Source organism: Neoroseomonas marina, assembly GCF_012927745.1.
Taxonomy (GTDB): domain Bacteria; phylum Pseudomonadota; class Alphaproteobacteria; order Acetobacterales; family Acetobacteraceae; genus Neoroseomonas; species Neoroseomonas marina.
This window is the reverse complement of the sequence record NZ_JABBKX010000003.1, coordinates 122496-140785: the sequence shown is the minus strand read 5'-3', so window position 1 is coordinate 140785 and position 18290 is coordinate 122496. Positions and strand designations below refer to the sequence as shown.

Annotated in this window: 20 protein-coding genes; 6 read left to right on the top strand and 14 right to left on the bottom strand. The window is 70.3% G+C overall.

Annotated features, from left to right (window positions below; genetic code table 11):
• Positions 1–24 precede the first annotated feature (24 nt).
• A complete protein-coding gene (locus GWK16_RS10650; RefSeq protein ID WP_170053952.1) occupies positions 25–1011 on the top strand; it encodes an MBL fold metallo-hydrolase in 987 nt (328 codons plus the stop codon).
• A 7-nt stretch (positions 1012–1018) separates the two neighbouring features.
• Here GWK16_RS10650 and GWK16_RS10645 read toward each other — a convergent pair whose 3' ends face one another.
• Positions 1019–1216 (bottom strand): hypothetical protein, encoded by a 198-nt coding sequence (locus GWK16_RS10645; RefSeq protein WP_170053951.1) that lies wholly within the window; start codon positions 1214–1216, stop codon positions 1019–1021.
• A 137-nt stretch (positions 1217–1353) separates the two neighbouring features.
• On the opposite strand from GWK16_RS10645, the gene GWK16_RS10640 reads away from it, so the two are divergent.
• The 4 genes from GWK16_RS10640 (at position 1354) to GWK16_RS10625 (ending at position 5006) form a co-directional block, all read left to right on the top strand.
• Complete coding sequence (locus GWK16_RS10640; RefSeq protein WP_170053950.1) at positions 1354–2571, top strand: NADP-dependent isocitrate dehydrogenase; 1218 nt, start codon at positions 1354–1356, stop codon at positions 2569–2571.
• Positions 2572–2606: 35 nt separating this feature from the next.
• Positions 2607–3812 (top strand): glycosyltransferase 87 family protein, encoded by a 1206-nt coding sequence (locus tag GWK16_RS10635; protein ID WP_170053949.1) that lies wholly within the window; start codon positions 2607–2609, stop codon positions 3810–3812.
• Positions 3813–3909: 97 nt separating this feature from the next.
• On the top strand, positions 3910–4326 hold the full coding sequence (locus GWK16_RS10630) for a hypothetical protein (RefSeq protein WP_170053948.1): 417 nt from the start codon (positions 3910–3912) through the stop codon (positions 4324–4326).
• Positions 4323–5006, top strand: coding sequence for a DUF599 domain-containing protein (locus tag GWK16_RS10625; protein WP_170053947.1), 684 nt, complete (start codon positions 4323–4325; stop codon positions 5004–5006). Before GWK16_RS10630 ends, GWK16_RS10625 begins: the two co-directional genes overlap by 4 nt.
• Positions 5007–5009: 3 nt before the next feature.
• Here the strand turns inward: GWK16_RS10625 and GWK16_RS10620 are convergent, their stop codons facing one another.
• The 10 genes from GWK16_RS10620 to GWK16_RS10575 form a co-directional block, all read right to left on the bottom strand.
• Positions 5010–5627 carry a hypothetical protein gene (locus GWK16_RS10620; RefSeq protein ID WP_170053946.1) on the bottom strand — a complete coding sequence of 206 codons (618 nt, stop codon included), beginning with the start codon at positions 5625–5627 and terminating at the stop codon, positions 5010–5012.
• Complete coding sequence (locus GWK16_RS10615) at positions 5624–6715, bottom strand: P1 family peptidase (protein ID WP_170053945.1); 1092 nt, start codon at positions 6713–6715, stop codon at positions 5624–5626. Before GWK16_RS10615 ends, GWK16_RS10620 begins: the two co-directional genes overlap by 4 nt.
• Positions 6712–9372, bottom strand: coding sequence for an alanine--tRNA ligase (alaS, locus tag GWK16_RS10610; RefSeq protein WP_170053944.1), 2661 nt, complete (start codon positions 9370–9372; stop codon positions 6712–6714). The genes GWK16_RS10615 and alaS overlap by 4 nt, the downstream gene beginning before the upstream one ends.
• A 144-nt stretch (positions 9373–9516) precedes the next feature.
• A complete protein-coding gene (locus tag GWK16_RS10605; protein WP_170053943.1) occupies positions 9517–9960 on the bottom strand; it encodes a cupin domain-containing protein in 444 nt (147 codons plus the stop codon).
• Between the two features lie 16 nt (positions 9961–9976).
• Positions 9977–10678 (bottom strand): ABC transporter ATP-binding protein, encoded by a 702-nt coding sequence (locus GWK16_RS10600; RefSeq protein WP_170053942.1) that lies wholly within the window; start codon positions 10676–10678, stop codon positions 9977–9979.
• Complete coding sequence (locus GWK16_RS10595) at positions 10678–11430, bottom strand: ABC transporter ATP-binding protein (protein ID WP_170053941.1); 753 nt, start codon at positions 11428–11430, stop codon at positions 10678–10680. The genes GWK16_RS10600 and GWK16_RS10595 overlap by 1 nt, the downstream gene beginning before the upstream one ends.
• Complete coding sequence (locus tag GWK16_RS10590) at positions 11423–12346, bottom strand: branched-chain amino acid ABC transporter permease (RefSeq protein ID WP_170053940.1); 924 nt, start codon at positions 12344–12346, stop codon at positions 11423–11425. Before GWK16_RS10590 ends, GWK16_RS10595 begins: the two co-directional genes overlap by 8 nt.
• A 3-nt stretch (positions 12347–12349) precedes the next feature.
• The gene (locus GWK16_RS10585) at positions 12350–13273 is read right to left on the bottom strand and encodes an ABC transporter permease subunit (protein ID WP_170053939.1); all 924 of its coding nucleotides are present in this window, start codon (positions 13271–13273) and stop codon (positions 12350–12352) included.
• 85 nt (positions 13274–13358) lie between these two features.
• Positions 13359–14540 carry an ABC transporter substrate-binding protein gene (locus tag GWK16_RS10580; protein WP_170053938.1) on the bottom strand — a complete coding sequence of 394 codons (1182 nt, stop codon included), beginning with the start codon at positions 14538–14540 and terminating at the stop codon, positions 13359–13361.
• A gap of 48 nt (positions 14541–14588) precedes the next feature.
• A complete protein-coding gene (locus GWK16_RS10575; protein WP_170053937.1) occupies positions 14589–15398 on the bottom strand; it encodes an alpha/beta hydrolase in 810 nt (269 codons plus the stop codon).
• A gap of 52 nt (positions 15399–15450) precedes the next feature.
• On the opposite strand from GWK16_RS10575, the gene GWK16_RS10570 reads away from it, so the two are divergent.
• Complete coding sequence (locus GWK16_RS10570; protein WP_170053936.1) at positions 15451–16023, top strand: nucleoside 2-deoxyribosyltransferase; 573 nt, start codon at positions 15451–15453, stop codon at positions 16021–16023.
• Here the strand turns inward: GWK16_RS10570 and phoB are convergent.
• The 3 genes from phoB to pstB are packed head-to-tail and all read right to left on the bottom strand — an operon-like array spanning position 15996 to position 18287.
• Complete coding sequence (phoB, locus tag GWK16_RS10565) at positions 15996–16712, bottom strand: phosphate regulon transcriptional regulator PhoB (protein WP_170053935.1); 717 nt, start codon at positions 16710–16712, stop codon at positions 15996–15998. The two genes, GWK16_RS10570 and phoB, sit on opposite strands and share 28 nt — an antisense overlap.
• A gap of 5 nt (positions 16713–16717) precedes the next feature.
• Positions 16718–17434 (bottom strand): phosphate signaling complex protein PhoU, encoded by a 717-nt coding sequence (gene phoU / locus GWK16_RS10560; RefSeq protein ID WP_170053934.1) that lies wholly within the window; start codon positions 17432–17434, stop codon positions 16718–16720.
• A gap of 19 nt (positions 17435–17453) precedes the next feature.
• Positions 17454–18287 (bottom strand): phosphate ABC transporter ATP-binding protein PstB, encoded by an 834-nt coding sequence (gene pstB, locus GWK16_RS10555; protein WP_170053933.1) that lies wholly within the window; start codon positions 18285–18287, stop codon positions 17454–17456.
• Positions 18288–18290 lie beyond the last annotated feature (3 nt).

Below are 18290 nucleotides of genomic sequence, written 5' to 3'. Positions count from 1 at the left end.
GCCGTCCTTTGGGAGGAACCAGTCATGACGTTCAATCGCCGCGCCCTGCTCGGTGCGGGCCTCGCCGCTGCGGCCTTGCCGTTGATGGGCGCACAGGCCGCCGCCCCCTTCGTCGGACGCGGCGCGCCCGCCTGGTACCGCTTCCGCTTCGGGGAATACGAGGCGACCGTGATCTCCGACGGCGCCCTGCCGCTGGGCAAGGCGGAGGATGCGTTCGTCGGCGCGCGGCCCGGCGAGATCAACGCCATGATGCAGTCGAACTTCCTCGACCCCGCGAATGCGCTGCTCGAACAGAATGCCCTGGTGCTCAACACCGGCCGCAACCTGATCCTGTTCGACACCGGGATGGGCGACAGCATGGGGGCCGACAGCCAGATGTTCGGGCCGACGACCGGCCGACTGCTGCGGAACATGCGTCAGGCCGGCATCGATCCGGCGCAGATCGACCTGGTCGTGCTGTCGCATGCCCATTGCGACCATTGCTGGGCCCTGGTGGACGCCCAGGGTAACCGCAACTTCCCCAACGCCCAGGTGGCGGTGTCGGAAACCGACCTGAAGTACTGGACGGACGAGGGCAACATCCGCGGTCCAGCCTTCATGGGCCCCTTCATCCGGGGCGCGACGAAGAACCTCAATGCCTACCGCGACCGGATGATCATGGTGCAGGACGGCCGGGAAGTGGTGCCGGGCGTGATCGCCATGTCCGCCCCGGGCCACACCGTCGGGCACACCATCTACGCCATCAACTCCGGCCCCAACGTCATGGTCTACACCGGCGACCTCGCCCATCATCACGTCCTGCTGCTGCGGCGCCCGCTGCTCGAATTCTCCTTCGACACGGATCCGAAGCAATCGGCCCAGACGCGCGCCCGTGCGCTCGATCGCTTCGCGAATGAGCGCGTCGCGCTCCTCTCCTACCACTTCCCGTGGCCGGGCCTCGGCCGCGTCGCGAAGGAAGGCGAAGGCTATGCGTGGATGCCCTCGCCCATGGATGTGACCAGCCTGGGCTGACCACCCGTCAGCCCTGCGGCTCCCGCCGGTCGGGCAGGGGCCGCAGGGCGCGGATGCGTTCGGCGATGTCCGGGCGCCCTGCCTCGATGGCGAGGAACGCCGCTTCGTCGCGGGCGATCTCGTAGCCGAGGCGGTACCCCTTGCCCGTCGCGGCATCCATGCTGCGAACGAAACGATCGGCAACGGTCCTACCGGGATCCTTCATTCGGCGTCTCCGAAGCGGTTTGCGCGGTGTCCGGCCTGTCGCGGGCTTGCCGCACCAGCCCCGGCGGTGCAATTTCCGCCCGCGCCGGCCGCCCCCGGGACAGGCCTGCTCATCGGACGCCCCGCAGAGGACAGCTCATGGCCAAGATCAAGGTGAAGACCCCCGTCGTCGAGATGGACGGGGACGAGATGACCCGCATCATCTGGGGGTTCATCAAGGACAGGCTGATCCTCCCGTATCTCGACATCGACCTGAAGTACTACGACCTCGGCATCCAGAAGCGCGACGAGACGGACGACCAGATCACCGTCGACGCGGCGAATGCGACGAAGCAGTACGGCGTCGCGGTGAAGTGCGCGACCATCACGCCCGACGAAGCCCGCGTCGCCGAGTTCGGCCTCAAGAAGATGTGGAAGTCGCCGAACGGCACGATCCGCAACATCCTCGACGGCACGATCTTCCGCGAGCCGATCATCTGCAAGAACGTGCCGCGCCTGGTGCCGCACTGGTCGAAGCCGATCGTCGTCGGCCGCCATGCCTATGGCGACATCTACCGCGCCGCGGAGACCAAGATCCCGGGTGCCGGCAAGGCGACGCTGACCTGGACGCCGGCCGATGGTGGCGCGCCGGTCGAGCTCGAAGTGACCAACTTCCCGGCCGGCGGCGGCGTGCTGATGGGCATGCACAACACCCGCAAGTCGATCGAGGGCTTCGCCCGCGCCAGCCTCAACTACGGCCTCGCGCGCGGCTATTCGGTCTACTTCAGCCACAAGAACACGATCCTCAAGGCCTATGACGGCGAGTTCAAGGACATCTTCCGTCGCATCTTCGACGAGGAGTTCGCGGACAAGTTCAAGGCGGCAGGCCTGACCTACGAGGACCGCCTGATCGACGACATGGTGGCATGCGCCCTGAAGTGGGAAGGCGGCTATGTCTGGGCCTGCAAGAACTACGACGGCGACGTGCAGTCCGACATCGTGGCGCAGGGCTTCGGCTCGCTCGGCCTGATGACCTCGGTGCTGCTCGCCCCGGACGGCAAGACGGTCGAGTCCGAGGCCGCCCACGGCACGGTGACGCGCCACTACCGCGAGCACCAGAAGGGCCGCGAGACCTCGACCAACCCGATCGCGTCGATCTTCGCCTGGACCCGTGGCCTCGCCTATCGCGGCAAGTTCGACGGCACGCCGGACGTGGTGGCCTTCGCCGAGGCGCTCGAGAAGGTCTGCGTCGAGACCGTCGAGAGCGGCTACATGACGAAGGACCTCGCGATCCTGATCAGCAAGGACCAGCCCTGGCTCAACACCCAGGCCTTCCTCGCGAAGCTGGACGAGAACCTGAAGAAGAAGATGGCCTGACGGCCTGACGGTCCGCGCGGCGGATGGGTGGGCGCGTGCTCCCTCCTCCGGCCGCGCGGATCATCCGGACCTTCCGGGAGCCGGTCTGGCTCACGGAAGACCGCGTCCGGGCGGTCTGCGGCCTCGGCGCATCGGCCTTCGCGGGCGCGGCCGCCGTCCTCCTCGCGATCGGCGGCGGCCGCGATCCCTGGATCGGCTTCGACTTCGCAAGCTTCTGGTCGGCCTCCGTCCTCCTGCTCGAGGGACGGCCGCTCGCGGTCTACGACACGCAGGCCCACTTCGCCGTCCAGCTGCGTCACTTCGACGGCGTCGTGCCGGGCTGGTCGGCCTTCTTCTATCCGCCGGTCTATCTCCTTGTCTGCGCGCCACTGGCGGTGCTTCCCTACGGCATCGCGCTCATCCTCTGGGTGGTCGCCACCACGGCCGCGCTTGCCGCGGGGGTGGTGCGCATGGCAGGCCGCGCCGCGATCGTGCCGGTGCTCGCCTTTCCCGCCATTTGGGTGAATGCCGGCTTTGGCCAGAACGGCGCGTTGAGCGCGGCCTTGCTCGCCTGGGGCGCCTGGTTGATCGACCGGCGGCCGGTCCTGGCGGGCATCTGCTTCGGAAGCCTCTGCTACAAGCCGCAGATCGCGCTGGCCGTGCCGGTGGCGTTGCTGGCCGCGCGGCGCTGGCGCGTCAGCGCGGCCGCCTGCACGACGGTCATCGCCTGGGCGGCAGTCGCGACCTTTGCGTTCGGCCGGGACATCTGGGCCGCCTTCCTTCGCCAGGCGCCCATCGCGCGGGAGGGACTGGAGGCCGGGGAGGCCGGCTTCGAGAAGATCGTCAGCATCTTCGCGGCAGCGCGCATGTTGGGGCTCCCGCCGGCGACCGCCTATGCCGTGCACGGCGCGATGGCCGCGCTGGCGGCAGCGGCCCTCATCGCCCTGACGTGGCGCCGTCCGGGTGGCCTGGCCGAAGGGGCGACCATCTGCGCTGCGACGCTGTTCCTCTCGCCCTTCCTGCTTGTCTATGACCTCGCCATCGTCGTCCTGCCGATGGCCTGGTTCGTCCTTCGCCTCCGTGCCGACGGCAAGACCCTGCCCTGGGAGGTGATCGGGTTGGTCCTGCTCGGCTTCACGCCGCTCCTCGCCTGGTCGCTGACGCGCCTGCTCGGCGTACAGGCGGCACCGCTTGTGGCGCTGCTGCTGTTCGTCCTGGTGGCCCGGCGACTTCACGTCGAAGCGCGGCGGAGGCTGGCCTAGAATGGCGGCATCCTGGATATCCGGTGCCATGACGTCAGTCTTCCATCGAGCACATGCCTGCGCTGGCCCTGCCGCCGCGGTGATGATTGCGCTCAGCGTGCCAGTCCCGGCGCTCGCGGATTGCCTCGACTGGCAATCCCCGGCGGTCGTGACCGAGCAGGGGTTGATCCGCGGCCTGCCCTCCGGTGCCCTTCGCTGGCGGATCGGCCGCAGGGCCGCCGACGGGGCACATCTGCAGACCGCGGTGGAGATCCGCTGGACCGGTCCGGATGGTCGCGAACGCCAGCAGGCCCTGTTCGGTGAGATCCAGGACGGGCGCGCGCTGCTCAGCGGGCGCAACGGCAGGCTCGACCTGCGGGTGACCTACTGCACCAGCGACAGCGCCTGCCGCGACACGACCCTGCCCTTCACCTGGGATCGCGCAGCGGGACATTTCGTCGGCGGTTCGCCGGCGGCGCGCGAGGTTCTGGCCCGCGCCTGCCAGCCCGAGCCCACGGAGCGCCCCACCCGATGACGCTTCCGCTGACCGTGCTGGACTGGATCGCGCTCGGCGTCTTCGTGCTGTGCTGGGTGGTCTATGCGCTGATCGTCGACCGCATTCCGTCGATCCGCGCGCGCAGCGTCATCGCGGCGATGGATGAACACCGCCGCCGCTGGATGCTCGCCGCGCTCGCGCGCGAGAACCGCATTGCGGACATCTCGGCCATCGGCAACCTGATGTCGTCGACCTCCTTCCTGGCGACGACCTCGATCCTGATCCTGGGCGGCCTGGTCGCGATGATGTCGGCGCCGGACCCGGCGCGGCGCATCGTCGCGATCCTGCCCTGGTCGCAGGTGCCGGACGAACTGATGTGGGAGATCAAGATCGGCCTGCTGCTCCTGATCTTCGTGAACACCTTCTTCGAGCTCACCTGGGCGCTGCGGCAGTTCAACTACACCTCGACCATCGTGGTCGGCATGCCCTGCGACCCGGCGGCGGTGCATCACGCGGAGGTGGCAGCCCGGCTGGCCAATCGCGGCGCGCGCCACTTCAACACCGGCTTGCGGTCCTACTACTTCGGACTGGCGGCGCTCGCCTGGATCGTCCACCCGCTGGCGCTGCTGGTCGCGAGCCTTCTGGTGCTGCGCGAACTGCATCGACGCGAATTCCGTTCAGCCGCGCGCGACGCTCTGGCGACCCGCGAGATCAGCTGACCTTCACGGAATGCGCAGCGGCGTGCCGGGCAACTGCCCGGGCGCCAGCGCGCAGGTCGCGCGCACTGCGGCGGGCGGCGCGTTCATGGCGATGGCGACGGGTTCGCAGGTGCCGCGGTTCAGCTCGTCGACCTGGCGCTCGATCGCGAACGCCTCGCGCAGCGCGCCCTCGGCCGTCACGTCGTGGAACGTGTAGACCACGCTGCAGCAGCCGTTGCGGCCGAGCGCGACGAGCCGCCCCGCGCTGTCGCGCGAGAAGCCGAGGCCGTTGACTTCCCCGCCGCGGCGGAAGCGCCCTTCGCCCGGCTGCATGAGCCAGACATCCCAGGCCGTATTGGCATTCCCACCGATCACCGGCACCCAGAGGTCCAGCGCGCCGTCGCCATTGGTCTCCGCAAGGCGTGGCAGGACGTCCGGCAGGTCGGTCTGCACCTCGATGCGCTGGCTTTCGACGCCGCCGTCCTGCACCTCGATGGTCCAGTATTCGGCGTTGGAGAGGGCGCGCAGCGTCAGCGGCGGCGCGCCCGGACGGGTGGCGCGGAGGGTGGTCCGCGCGGCCTCCGCCGCGGGAAGGGCGATCGCCAGCAGCGCCGCGGCAGTGAGCAGCATGCGACGGGTCATGCGGTCCTCCCGTGGCGGGCGAGCACGGCCCGCAGCGCGTCGAGGTCGATCGCCTCTCCCTTGGCGCGCCGTCCGGTGCGGCCGTCGCTGCCGACGACGGTGGTGGCCATGGTCAGCGCGTTCAGCACGGCCTCCTCGACCGCCTCGGCGGCCGCGACGAACAGCGGCGACATGCGGTCGTTGGGCCAATCCGCGACGATCGCCTGGTGGGCGCGGCGTTCCGCCGTGCGCCGCACGCCGGGATGGGTCGAGAAGGCGAGGGCATAGTCGCCCGACCCGTCGCTGAAGGCGGCCCCGGTGCGCGCGAGGCCCGCCATGGCCCGCGTCGCGAGCCGCGTCAGGTTGCGGTCGGACAATGGGGCGTCGGTCGCGATCACCACCATCACCGATCCGTCGGCATCGCCGCGGTCGGTGTGTTCCTTGAGGTACCACCTACCGAGCTCACGCCCGACCGGGATCCCGTCCATGGTCAGCACGCCGCCATAATTCGCCTGCACCAGCGCACCGAGCGTCCAGGCGCCAAGCGCCTCGGGCAGCACGCGCGATGACGTCCCGATGCCGCCCTTGAAGCCGAAGGCCATGGTGCCGGTGCCGGCGCCGACGCAGCCTTCCTCGACCGGGCCGTCCGTCGCGCCGTCCAGCGCATCCAGCACATGCGCGCCGGTCACGCCCCGCGCGTGGATGTCGTTCAGCCGGCCGTCATTGGTCTCGCCCACCACGGCATTGACGCTGACGGCCTCGGGGTTGCGGGCGAGGGTCCAGTCCACCAGCGCCTCGACCGCGCGGCCGACGGCCAGCGTGTTGGTCAGCACGATCGGCGTCTCGAGCTCGCCGAGTTCCGCGACCTGTGTCGCGCCGGCGAGCTTGCCGAAGCCGTTGATGACCGACAGCCCCGCCGGCACGCGGTCGGCGAACGGATTGCCGGGATGGGGCAGGATGGCGGTGACGCCGGTGCGGATGGCGTCGCCCTCGATCAGCGTGGTGTGGCCGACCGAAACGCCGGCCACGTCCGTGATCGCGTTGTGCGTGCCGGGGCGGAAAAGCCCCGGCGCCAGGCCGAGGTCGCGCGCCCGGCAGCGCGCGGTCACGCCGCCACGCCGTGGGCGAGCGTCTCCCGCACCGCCGCCAGCGCCTCGGCCGCCTTGGTCCCGTCCGGGCCGCCGGCCTGGGCCATGTCCGGCCGCCCGCCGCCGCCCTTGCCGCCGACCGCGGCCGAAGCCGCGCGCACCAGCGCGACCGCATCCGCCTTGCCCTTCGCCGCATCGCCGGTCGCGACGACGATGGACGCCTTGCCCTCGGCGGTGGAAACCAGCGCCACCACATCCGCCGTGCCGCCCTTCAGGATCGCTTCCGCCAGGCCCTTGAGGTCGCGCGGCGGCACCTCGCCCAGGTCGCGCAGCGCGACGCGCAGCCCGGCCACCTGCTCGACCTCCGCCCCGCCGCCGCCGGTCGCGAGCTTCTTGCGCAGCTCCGCCACCTCGCGCTCCAGCTTCCGGCGATCCTCGACCAGCGCCGCGATGCGGGAGGCGAGCTCGCCCGGCTGCGCCTTCAGCACCGCGGCCGCGGCCTGCAGGCTCTCCTCCATCTCGGCGATGTAGGCGAGGGCGGCGTCGCCGGTGACAGCCTCCACGCGACGGATGCCGGCCGAGACGGCGCCTTCGGACAGGATCTTGAACAGCCCGATATCGCCGGTGCGCCGGACATGCGTGCCGCCGCAGAGTTCGAGCGAATAGACGCCGTGCTTCTCGACCGCGGCCGCGTCATGGCCCATGCCAACGACGCGGACCTCGTCGCCGTACTTCTCGCCGAACAACGCCATCGCGCCGGCCTCGACGGCCGCCTCCGGCGTCATCAGCCGCGTCGTGACCTCGGCGTTCTCGCGGATGCGCGCATTCACCTCCGCTTCCACCCATTCGAGGTCCTCCTCGGTCATCGGCGTCGGCTGGGAGACGTCGAAGCGGAGGCGGTCCGGCGCGTTCAGCGAACCCTTCTGCGCGACATGCGTGCCGAGCCGGCGGCGCAGCGCCTCATGCAGCAGATGCGTCGCGGAATGGTGCGCGCGGATCTTCGAACGACGCTCATGCGCGACCTCGGCCTGGACCGCCAGCCCGACCTTGGCCTCGCCGGCGACGACCGTACCGATATGGACATAGAGCGCGCCGAGCTTCTTCTGGGTGTCGCGCACCTCGATCCGGCAGGCCTCGCCCGCCTGGATGATGCCGGTGTCGCCGACCTGGCCGCCGCTCTCGGCGTAGAAGGGGGTCTGGTTCAGCAGCACCGCGACCTCGGCGCCGACCGGCGCGGCGTCGACCGGCTTGCCGTCCTGCACGATGGCGACGATCTCGCCCTCGGCCGTCTCGGTCGTGTAGCCAAGGAACTCCGATGCCCCGACCTTTTCCTTGAGGTCGAACCACACGCCTTCCGTCGCGGCCTCGCCCGAGCCCGCCCAGGCGGCGCGGGCGCGCTTGCGCTGCTCGGTCATCGCCGCGTTGAAGCCCTCGACGTCGACGGCGCGGCCTTCGGCGCGCAGCGCGTCCTGCGTCAGGTCGAGCGGGAAGCCGTAGGTGTCATAGAGGCGGAAGGCGACCTCGCCCGGCAGGGTCTGGCCGGAGCCGAGCCGGCCGGTTTCCTCGGCCAGCAGGTGCAGCCCGCGCTCGAGCAGCGAGCGGAAGCGCGTTTCCTCCAGGCGCAGCGTCTCGCTGATCAACGCCTCGGCGCGGACCAGTTCCGGATAGGCCGCACCCATCTGGCGCACGAGGGAGGGCAGCAGCCGGTGCATCAGCGGCTCGCGCGAGCCCATCATGTGCGCGTGGCGCATCGCTCGGCGCAGGATGCGGCGCAGCACGTAGCCACGGCCTTCATTGGAGGGCAGCACGCCGTCCGCGATCAGGAAGGCGCCGGCGCGCAGGTGGTCCGCGACGACGCGGTGGCTCGACCGGAAGGGGCCGTCCGGCTCCTGACCGGTGGCTTCAGCGCTGGCGAGGATGATCGCCCGCAACGTGTCCGTGTCGTAGTTGTCGTGCTTGCCCTGCAGGATGGCGGCGAAGCGCTCGAGGCCCATGCCGGTGTCGATGGACGGCTTGGGCAGCGGCGCGCGCGTGCCGGGCGGGTCCTCGAGGAACTGCATGAAGACCAGGTTCCAGATCTCGATGAACCGGTCGCCGTCCTCGTCGGGGGACCCCGGCGGGCCGCCCGGGATCTTGTCCCCGTGATCGTAGAAGATCTCCGAGCACGGGCCGCAGGGGCCGGTGTCGCCCATGCGCCAGAAATTGTCGGAGGTCGAAATCCGGATGATGCGGCTGTCCGGCAGCCCCGCCACCTTCCGCCAGATCGCCGCGGCGTCCTCGTCCTCGGAATAGACGGTGACCAGCAGCTTGTCCTTCGGCAGGCCGAAGTCCTTGGTCAGCAGGTCCCAGGCGTAGGGGATCGCCTGGGTCTTGAAGTAGTCGCCGAAGGAGAAGTTCCCCAGCATCTCGAAGAAGGTGTGGTGGCGGGCGGTGTAGCCGACATTGTCGAGGTCGTTGTGCTTGCCGCCGGCGCGCACGCATTTCTGCGCCGTCGTGGCCCGCACATAGGGGCGCTTTTCCTGCCCGGTGAAGACGTTCTTGAACTGCACCATGCCCGAGTTCGCGAACATCAGCGTCGGGTCGTTCCGCGGGACCAGCGGGCTCGATTCCACCACCTCGTGCCCGTTGCGGCGGAAGTAGTCGAGGAAGGTGGCCCGGATGTCGTTGCTGCTCGTCATGTGCGATCCGTCGCGACGCCCGCGGAAAACCGGGCGGCGGCAAGATGTTGACCCAAGGGCGGGACAGGTAGCGCGCGGGGGGCGGGGCGTGAAGGGGCCGCTTGCCGGCCCGGCCCGGTGCCGCCCCCCCCGGCGGGGCCGGGATCAGCCCGGCGGGGGCAGGAACTCGACCTCGTGCTCCGAGGCGATGCGGATCACCTCGGCCGGGTCGGGAACGTTGTGGATGCGCTTGAACAGCGTCTCGAGGCTGCGGGCGGGGCTGACCCAGAACAGGGCCCGGACCGGCGAGCCGGACTTGTTCCAGATGCCGTGCATGATGCCCATGGGCATGCGGATCAGGTCGCCGGCGGTCGCGACCACGGGCTTGCCGTCCAGCACCAGGTCGAACCGGCCTTCCAGCACGCGGATGAACTCGTCCTGGGTGCTGTGGATGTGCGGGGGCACGAAGGTGCCGTCCGGGAACAGGGTGTCGAAGGCGAAGCAGGAATCGCAGGACGCGACCGGCTTGTAGGTCTGGCCCAGGATGTTCCAGACGACCCCGTCGATGCTGTCCCCCGCAGGGGTGATGCCGGCGGCCAAAGCGGACATGCGTGCCTCTCCTCTCCTAGACGTGAAGGTAGGTGTCGCGCACTTCCGGCGCTGCGGAAAGGGCCTCGCTGGTGCCGGTCCAGACCACCTGGCCCTTCTCGATCACGACGTGCCGGTCCGCGAGCTTGAGGATGGCCGCGAGGTTCTTGTCGATCAGCAGGATCGCCTGGCCCTCGGCGCGCAGCCGGGCCAGCACGGCCCAGATCTCGGCCCGGATCAGGGGGGCGAGGCCCTCGGTCGCCTCGTCGAGGATCAGCAGGCGAGGGTTCGTCATCAGCGCCCGACCGATGGCGAGCATTTGCTGCTCCCCGCCCGACAGCCGCGCCCCGAGGTTGCGGCGGCGTTCCGCGAGGCGGGGGAACAGCGCCAACACCTCCGGCAGGGTCCAGCGCGGCGCCCCGCCGGCGCGGTTGGCGGCGGTGGCGACCAGGTTCTCCTCGACCGTCAGGGTCGGGAAGACCTGGCGGCCCTCGGGCACCAGGCCGATGCCATGCTGGGCGATGCGGTGGGGTGGCTGGCCGGTGACATCCGCGCCGTCGAAGGCGATGCGGCCGGCGGTCGGGCGGATCAGGCCCATCACCGCGCGGACCGTCGTCGTCTTGCCCATGCCGTTGCGGCCGAGCAGCGTCACGACCTCCCCCGCGCCGACCGTGAAGGAGACGCCGTGCAGCACGCGGGCGGCGCCATATCCCGCGACGAGGTTCTCGACCGCCAGCATCACGCCTCGTCCTCGCCGAGATAGGCGGCGCGGACCTCGGGGTTGCCGCGGATATCGGCGACCGTGCCGGTGGCGATGACGCGGCCATAGACCAGCACCGAGACGCGGTCGGCGAGCGCGAAGACCGCCTGCATGTCGTGCTCGACCAGCAGGATCGTGTAGGCCGATTTCAGCCGGGTCAGCAGGGCGATGAGGCGCTCGGTCTCCTCCGGGCCGGCGCCGGCGAGCGGTTCGTCGAGCAGCAGCAGGCGAGGCTTCGTGGCGAGCGCGATGGCAAGTTCGAGGGCGCGCTTCTCGCCATGGCTGAGTGCACCCGCCGGGACCTCGGCGCGATCGGCAAGGCCGACCTCGGCCAGGGCGTCCATCGCCGCCGTGTTGGTCGCGGCTTCGGAGGCCGCCGGTCGGAGGAAACGGAAGGACGAGCCCGAGCGGGCCTGCACGGCCAGCGCGACATTCGCCAGCGCCGTGAAGCCCGGGACGACGCTGGTGATCTGGAAGGTCCGCGCCAGCCCGGCGCGCACCCGGCGCGGCAGGGACAGGCGCGTCACGTCCCGTCCTGCGAAGACGACCTGCCCCGCATCGGGGCGGACCACGCCGGTGATCTCGTGGATCAGCGTCGTCTTGCCCGCGCCGTTCGGGCCGATGACGGCGTGGATCTCGCCGGGCAGGACATCGAGCGAGACGCCATCCGTCACGGCCAGGCCGCCGTAATGCTTGCGCAGGTCGACCAGGCGCAGCAGCGGCTCAGCCATGGCGGCGCACCACCAGGCCGGACAGCCCGCCCTTGAGGAACAGCACGGCGAGGACCAGCAGCGGCCCGAACACCATCTTCCAGTGCGCCACGTGGTCGGCGAGCCAGGTCTCGAGCAGCACGAAGGCCACCGCGCCGAGGATTGCCCCCCAGAGCCGCCCGACGCCGCCCAGAATGACCATGAACAGCAATTCCCCCGAGCGCTGCCAGGAGATGCCGGCCGGGGAGACGAACTCGGTGGCGTTGGCCAGGAGGAAGCCTGCCGCCCCGCCGATCGCGCCCGCGATCACATAGGCGACGAGGCGGAACGGGTAAGGGGAGAGGCCTACCGCCTCGACCCGCTGGGCGTTCTCGCGCGCCGCGCGCAGCACGCGGCCGAAGCGGGAGGCGAGCAGCATGGCGCAGAGCGCCCAGGTCAGCGCCAGCGCACCGAGGCAGACGTAGTGGAAGGCCAGCCGGTCGCCGAGCAGCCGCGACCCCCAGACCTCGGTCCGGCTGTAGAGCGTGTAGCCGTCATCCCCGCCATAGGCCGCGAGCGAGGAGGCGGTGAAGAAGGCCATCTGCCCAAAGGCCAGGGTGATCATGATGAAGTGGACGCCGGAGGTGCGGATCGCGACCGCGCCCGTGACGAGCGAGAACAGCGCGGCCGCGCCGATCGCCGCCGGCAGGACGCGCGTGGCCTCGGTGACGTTGTGCGCGTCGAGGATCGCCACCGCATAGGCGCCGACCCCCACCGAGGCCGCATGCCCCAGGCTGACCAGACCCGCCCCTCCCACGAGGAAGGACAGCGAGACCGCCGCCATGGCGAGGATCATGACCCGCGCCATCAGCGTGGTCTCGTAGGATCCGCCGAAGCCCAGCAGCGGCGCGGCGCCGAGCGCAAGCAGCACCGCCAGCGGCAGCCAGGCTTCGCGCATGGATCAGCCTGCGCGGACGGGGAAGAGGCCCGCCGGGCGGAAGGCCAGGATCGCCGCCATGGCGACGTAGACGAGCATCGAGGCCAGTGCCGCCCCCGCCTGCCGCGCCGCGGAGGCATCGAGGAACAGCCGCATCAGGTCGGGCATCAGCGACTTGCCGAGCGTGTCGATCAGCCCGACCAGTAGCGCCGCGACGAAGGCGCCGCGGATCGAGCCGATGCCGCCGATGACGATCACCACGAAGGCGAGGATCAGCACCGTGTCGCCCATGCCGGGCTCGACCGAGAAGATCGGCCCCGCCAGCACCCCCGCGAAGCCCGCGAGCATCGCCCCGAAGGCGAAGACGAGGGTGAAGAGCCGGCCGATGTCGACGCCGAGCGCAGAGACCATCGGCGCGTTTGTCGCGCCCGCGCGAACCAGCATCCCGGCCCGGGTGCGCTCGACCAGCCACCAGAGCAGCCCCGCCGTCGCGAGGCCGGCGCCGAGCACCGCGACACGATACAGCGGGTATTGCAGCCCCGGCATGATCTGCACCCCGCCTTCGAGCAGAGGCGGCACCGCGACCTGCAGCGGTGCTGCGCCCCAGACCAGCTTCACGCCCTCGTTCAGGAACAGGATCACGCCGAAGGTCGCGAGCACCTGCGCGAGGTGGTCGCGATCGTACAGGTGCCGGAAGACCAGCACTTCCAGCACCAGCCCGGCGATCAGTGCCGCCGGCAGCGCCAGCAGCAGCCCGAGCCAGAAGGACCCGGTCGCCGCGGCCAGCGAGGCGCCGAGATAGGCGCCCAGCATGTACTGCACGCCGTGGGCGAGGTTGATGAAGTCCATCACCCCGAACACCAGCGTCAGCCCCGCCGCGACCAGGAAGAGCAGGATGCCGAGCTGCAGGCCGTTGAGGGCCTGCACCAGGAGCAGTTGCGTCGTCACGCCTGGTTCCTGACGTGCGCGTGCACGTCAGTCACCACCATCGTCCGGCGCGCGGTCGCCCCGCCAGCCCCGCGCGCGCGGGGCATCAGCGCATGCGGCATTCGGCGGCCCAGGGATCGACGGCGTTGGTGAACACCTTGCGGTCGGTCTGGGTCTCGAGCTTGCCGTCGGCGCGGCGGCCCACCTTGAGCAGCCAGAAATCCTGCACCGGGTAGTGGTTCGCCCCGAACGCGAAGGGCCCGCGCACCGAGCGGAAATCCGCCGCCCGGATCGCCGTGCGCAGCGCGTCCTTGTTGGCGAGGGTGCCGCCGACCTTGCGGATCGCGGAATCGAGCAGCATCGCCGCGTCATAGGCCTGCGCCGCATAGGTCGCCGGCACTGCGTTGTGGGCGGCGATGTAGTCGGTCACGAAGCGGTTGTTCTGCGGATTGTCCATGTTCGGCGCCCAGGAGGCGGCCGAGTAGAAGCCCAACGCCGCGTCGCCCTGCGCGGGCAGCGTCGCCTCATCGACCGTGAAGGTCGACAGGAACGGGATGTTCGCCAGGCCCGCCTGGCGATACTGCCGCACCAGGTTCACGCCGAGCCCGCCCGGCATGAAGGTGAAGATCGCATCGGGACGTGCGGCGGCGATCTTCGCGAGCTCGGCCGAGAAGTCGAGCTGGGTGAGGGGGACATAGACCTCGTCCACCACCTCGCCCTGGAACTTCGACTTGAAGCCTGCGACCGCGTCGCGGCCCGCCTGGTAGTTCGGCACCATGACGAAGACGCGGCGATAGCCGTTGTCCTGCGCCGCCTGGCCCATCACCGAATGGACCTGGTCGTTGTTGTAGGAGGTTGTGAAGAAGAACGGGTTGCAGCCGCGGCCGGCGAAGGTGGACGGGCCGGCATTCGTGCTGATGAGGAAGGTGTTGCTCTCCGTCACCGGGCGGATGATCGCCTGCAGGATGTTGGAGAACACCACGCCGACGATGAAGTCGACCTTGTCGCGTTCCAGCGCTGCGCGGACCTTGGTCACGGCGACGTCGGGCTTCAGCTCGTCGTCGATGATGACGGTCTCGGCGGTCAGGCCGCCGAGCTTGCCCTCGAGGTGACGCAGGCCGAGGGCGAAGCCGTCCTTCAGCTGGTTGCCCAGCGCCGCCTGCGGGCCGGTCTGCACGGCGACGACGCCGATCTTCACGCCGCCGGCGGGCTGCGCATGCAGGATGGCGGGCGCGGCCAGCAATGCCGTGGTGCCGCCCAGAAGCCCGCGCCGTCCGATCCCCGTCATGGAAGTCCCCCTGATTGCCCGGAAAGGACCTCTCTTAAGCGCGATCCGTCAGCCGCGCGCAAGACGCCCCGCCATGGCCGCGGCATGGGCGACCAGGGGGTGGGCGGGGTCGGGGAAGGGGTCGAGGACGGTGAAGTGGTTGGCGCCGGGCAGTTCCTCGGCCGTGCCGCCCCAGGCGGCGGCGAAGTCGCGGGTCTGGCGGCGGAACTCGTCGCTCTCGGCGCCCCCGACGACGCAATGGAGTTCCCCCGGCGCGGTGGCCTGCCAGCGGGGGGACAGGGCGCGCGCCTCCGCGGCCGTCAGGTTCAGCCCCCGCCCGATGGTGGTGGGCAGCAGGGGCTCGATCTCGAAGACACCCGAGATCGGCAGCGCCGCGCCGACCAGCCCGGCCGGCAGCGCAGGGTCGATCGCCTGCCAGTCGGTACCCATGAGCATCGCCGCGAGCTGCCCACCCGCGGAATGCCCGGCGACCAGCAGCCGCCGCCCCGTGCGCCGGTGCAGCATGACGCAGGCTGCCTGCATCTGCGTCACGATCCGCGCGAGCGGGACATGCGGACAGAGGTCGTAGGACGGCACCGCCACCGGCACGCCCCGCAGGACGAGCCCCCGCGCGCAATGGCTTGCGAAGGACTTGTCGAGCGCCTGCCAGTAGCCGCCATGGATGAAGACGGCGACCGGTCCGTCGCTGTCGGGCTCGAACAGGTCGAGCCTTTCGCGCGGCCCGGCGCCATAGGGCAAATCGAGGGTCTTGCGCGCCCAGGTTGCGCGAAAGGCCTCTGCTTCGCGCGCCCAACCGGCGATGATCTCCGCGCTGCCGGGCACCCGGGCGCGGTTGTTGTATTCGGATTCGATATCCATGGCGCGGCATTGAGCGTGGCGCGAGGGTGCCCGGCAAGGCAGGATCGCGGCCATGCGAGTCTACCTCGCCGGTCCGGAGGTCTTCCTGCCCGACGCCCTCGACGTGGCGGCGGCGAAGAAGCGCGTCTGCGCGGCGCACGGGCTCGAAGGCGTCTTTCCCCTCGATCCGCCGCCGATGCTGCCGCCCGGCGATCGCCCGTATTGGATGCGGATCTACCTCGGCAACGAGGGGCACATCCGGTCCTGCGACGGGTTGATCGCGAACCTGACCCCCTTCCGGGGGCCGTCCGCGGACGCCGGGACGGTCTTCGAGCTCGGCTTCATGCGGGCGCTCGGGCGCCCGGTGATGGGCTACAGCAACGTCGCGACCGATTTCCTCGGCCGCACCCGCGGCTTCCTGGGCGCGACGGCGACGCGGCGTACGGATGGCGGCTGGGAGGACGCGGACGCCATGGGCCTCGAGGATTTCGGCCTGGGCGACAACCTGATGATCGACGGCGGCATCGCCGCCGCCGGCGGGGCGTTCGAGCGCGAGGACGCGCCCGGCGACCGCTGGCGGGACCTTGCCGCCTTCGAACGCTGCGTGGTCCGCCTGGCTCAGTGGTCCTCGGCGTCCAGCGCGTAGCCCGCCGAACGCACGGTCCGGATCAGGTCCACGTCGCTCTCGCCATTGATCGCCTTGCGCAGGCGGCGGATGTGCACGTCGACCGTGCGCGGCTCGACATGGATGTCGCGGCCCCAGACGGCGTCGAGCAACTGCTCGCGCGAGAAGACGCGGCCCGGATGCTGCAGGAAGAACTCGAGCAGCCGGTACTCCGTCGGGCCCAGATGCAGCGGCCTGCCGCCGCGCGCGACCCGATGCGCGTCCTGATCCATGGCGAGGTCGCGGTAGGTCAGCATGCCCTTGGTCGCGACGCCGCCGGACCGGCGCAGCAGCGCGCGGATGCGGGCCAGCAGCGCGTCCATCACGAAGGGCTTCGCGATGTAGTCGTCGGCGCCGGTGTCGAGCGCCCGCACGGCATCCTGGTCCTCGGTGCGGGCCGTGACCATGATGATGGGCAGGTCCCGGGTATGCGGCCGCCGGCGCAGTTGCCGGCAGACCTCGATGCCGGACAGCGCCGGCAGCATCCAGTCCAGCAGCACCAGGTCGGGCCGTGCCTCGGAGACGCGCAGCAGCGCCTCCTGGCCGTCGGCGGCTTCCTCGACCTTGAAGCCCTGCTTCTCGAGGTTGTAGCGCAGCAGGGTCATCAGCGGCGCCTCGTCCTCGACGACGAGGATGGTCGGCTTGGCGAGGGTGGAATAGGCCTCGGCCATCGTGGCTAGCCTCCGGCCGGGCGCACCACCGCATAGGCCGACTGGTCGGCCTTGGGGCGCTCCTCGGTGATGTTGTCGCCCAGAACGGCGTAATAGATGCGTTCGGCGATGTTGGTCGTGTGGTCGCCGATCCGCTCGAGGTTCTTGGCGATGAACAGCATGTGCGTCGCCGCGGTGATGTTGCGCGGATCCTCCATCATGAAGGTCAGCAGTTCGCGGAAGATGCCGTTGTAGATGGCGTCGACCGGTTCGTCCGCTTCCCACACGCGCCGCGCGGCCTCGGCGTCGTTGTTCACGAAGGCGTCCATCGCGGCCTTCAGGTTCTCCTGCACCAGCTGCGCCATGCGCTCGAACCCCGCGAGGCTGCCGATGGCGGGCAGGGAGGCGAGCACCACGGCGCGCTTCGCGGCGTTCGAGGCGTAGTCCCCGATGCGCTCGAGGTCGTTCGACGCCTTCATCGCGGCGATGATGACGCGCAGATCCGCCGCCATCGGCTGCCGCAGGGCCAGCAGGCGTACGCAATAGGCCTCGACCTCGCGTTCCAGGGCATCGATCTGGGTGTCGCGGCCGATCACCGCCGTCGCCAGGTCGGTGTCCCGGCGGACCAGGGCGCGCGTCGCCTCGGCCACCTGGCGCTCGGCGAGGCCGCCCATCCGCGCGACCATGTCGCGCAGACGGCGGAGCTCCTCGTCATAGCTTCGGACGATGTGTTCGTTGGGCATGTCCTGTCCTTCCCGCCGCTCAGCCGAAGCGACCGGTGATGTATTCCTGGGTCTTCGCGTGCTTGGGCGCCGTGAACATCTGCACGGCGGGCGCGACCTCGATCAGCTCGCCGAGATAGAAGAAGGCGACCTGATCGGCGCAGCGCGCGGCCTGCTGCATGTTGTGCGTCACGATCACGAGGGTGAAGTCGCGCTTCAGCTCGTCGATCAGCTCCTCGATCTTCAGCGTGGAGATCGGGTCGAGCGCGGAGGTCGGCTCGTCGAACAGGATGACCTCGGGCCGCACCGCGATGGTGCGGGCGATGCAAAGGCGCTGCTGCTGACCGCCCGACAGGCCGAGGGCCGAGGCATCGAGCCGATCCTTCACCTCGTCCCAGATCGCCGCGCGGGTCAGGGCCCATTCGATCCGCTCGTCCATCTGGGACTTCGAGAGCTTCTCGTGCAGGCGGATCCCGAAGGCGATGTTCTCGTAGATCGTCATCGGAAAGGGGGTCGGCTTCTGGAAGACCATGCCGACCTTCGCGCGCAGCGCGTTGAGATCGGCGTCGGGAGCGATCACATTCTCCCCGTCCAGCAGAACCTCGCCCGTCGCGCGCTGGCCCGGGTAGAGGCTGTACATCCGGTTCAGGACCCGCAGCAGCGTCGACTTGCCGCAGCCGGACGGACCGATCATGCCGGTCACCTGGCGGTCCGGGATCTCGAAGTCGATGCCCTTCAGCGCGCGGTTGTCGCCGTAGAAGAACTCGAGGTTGCGAATGGAGATGCGCGACGCGTTGATCGCCGCCCCGGAGCGCGCCTGCACGCCGCCGAAGCCCTTGGTCGCGGTCTCGGTGGTCTCGGCCGTGGTGGACATGAT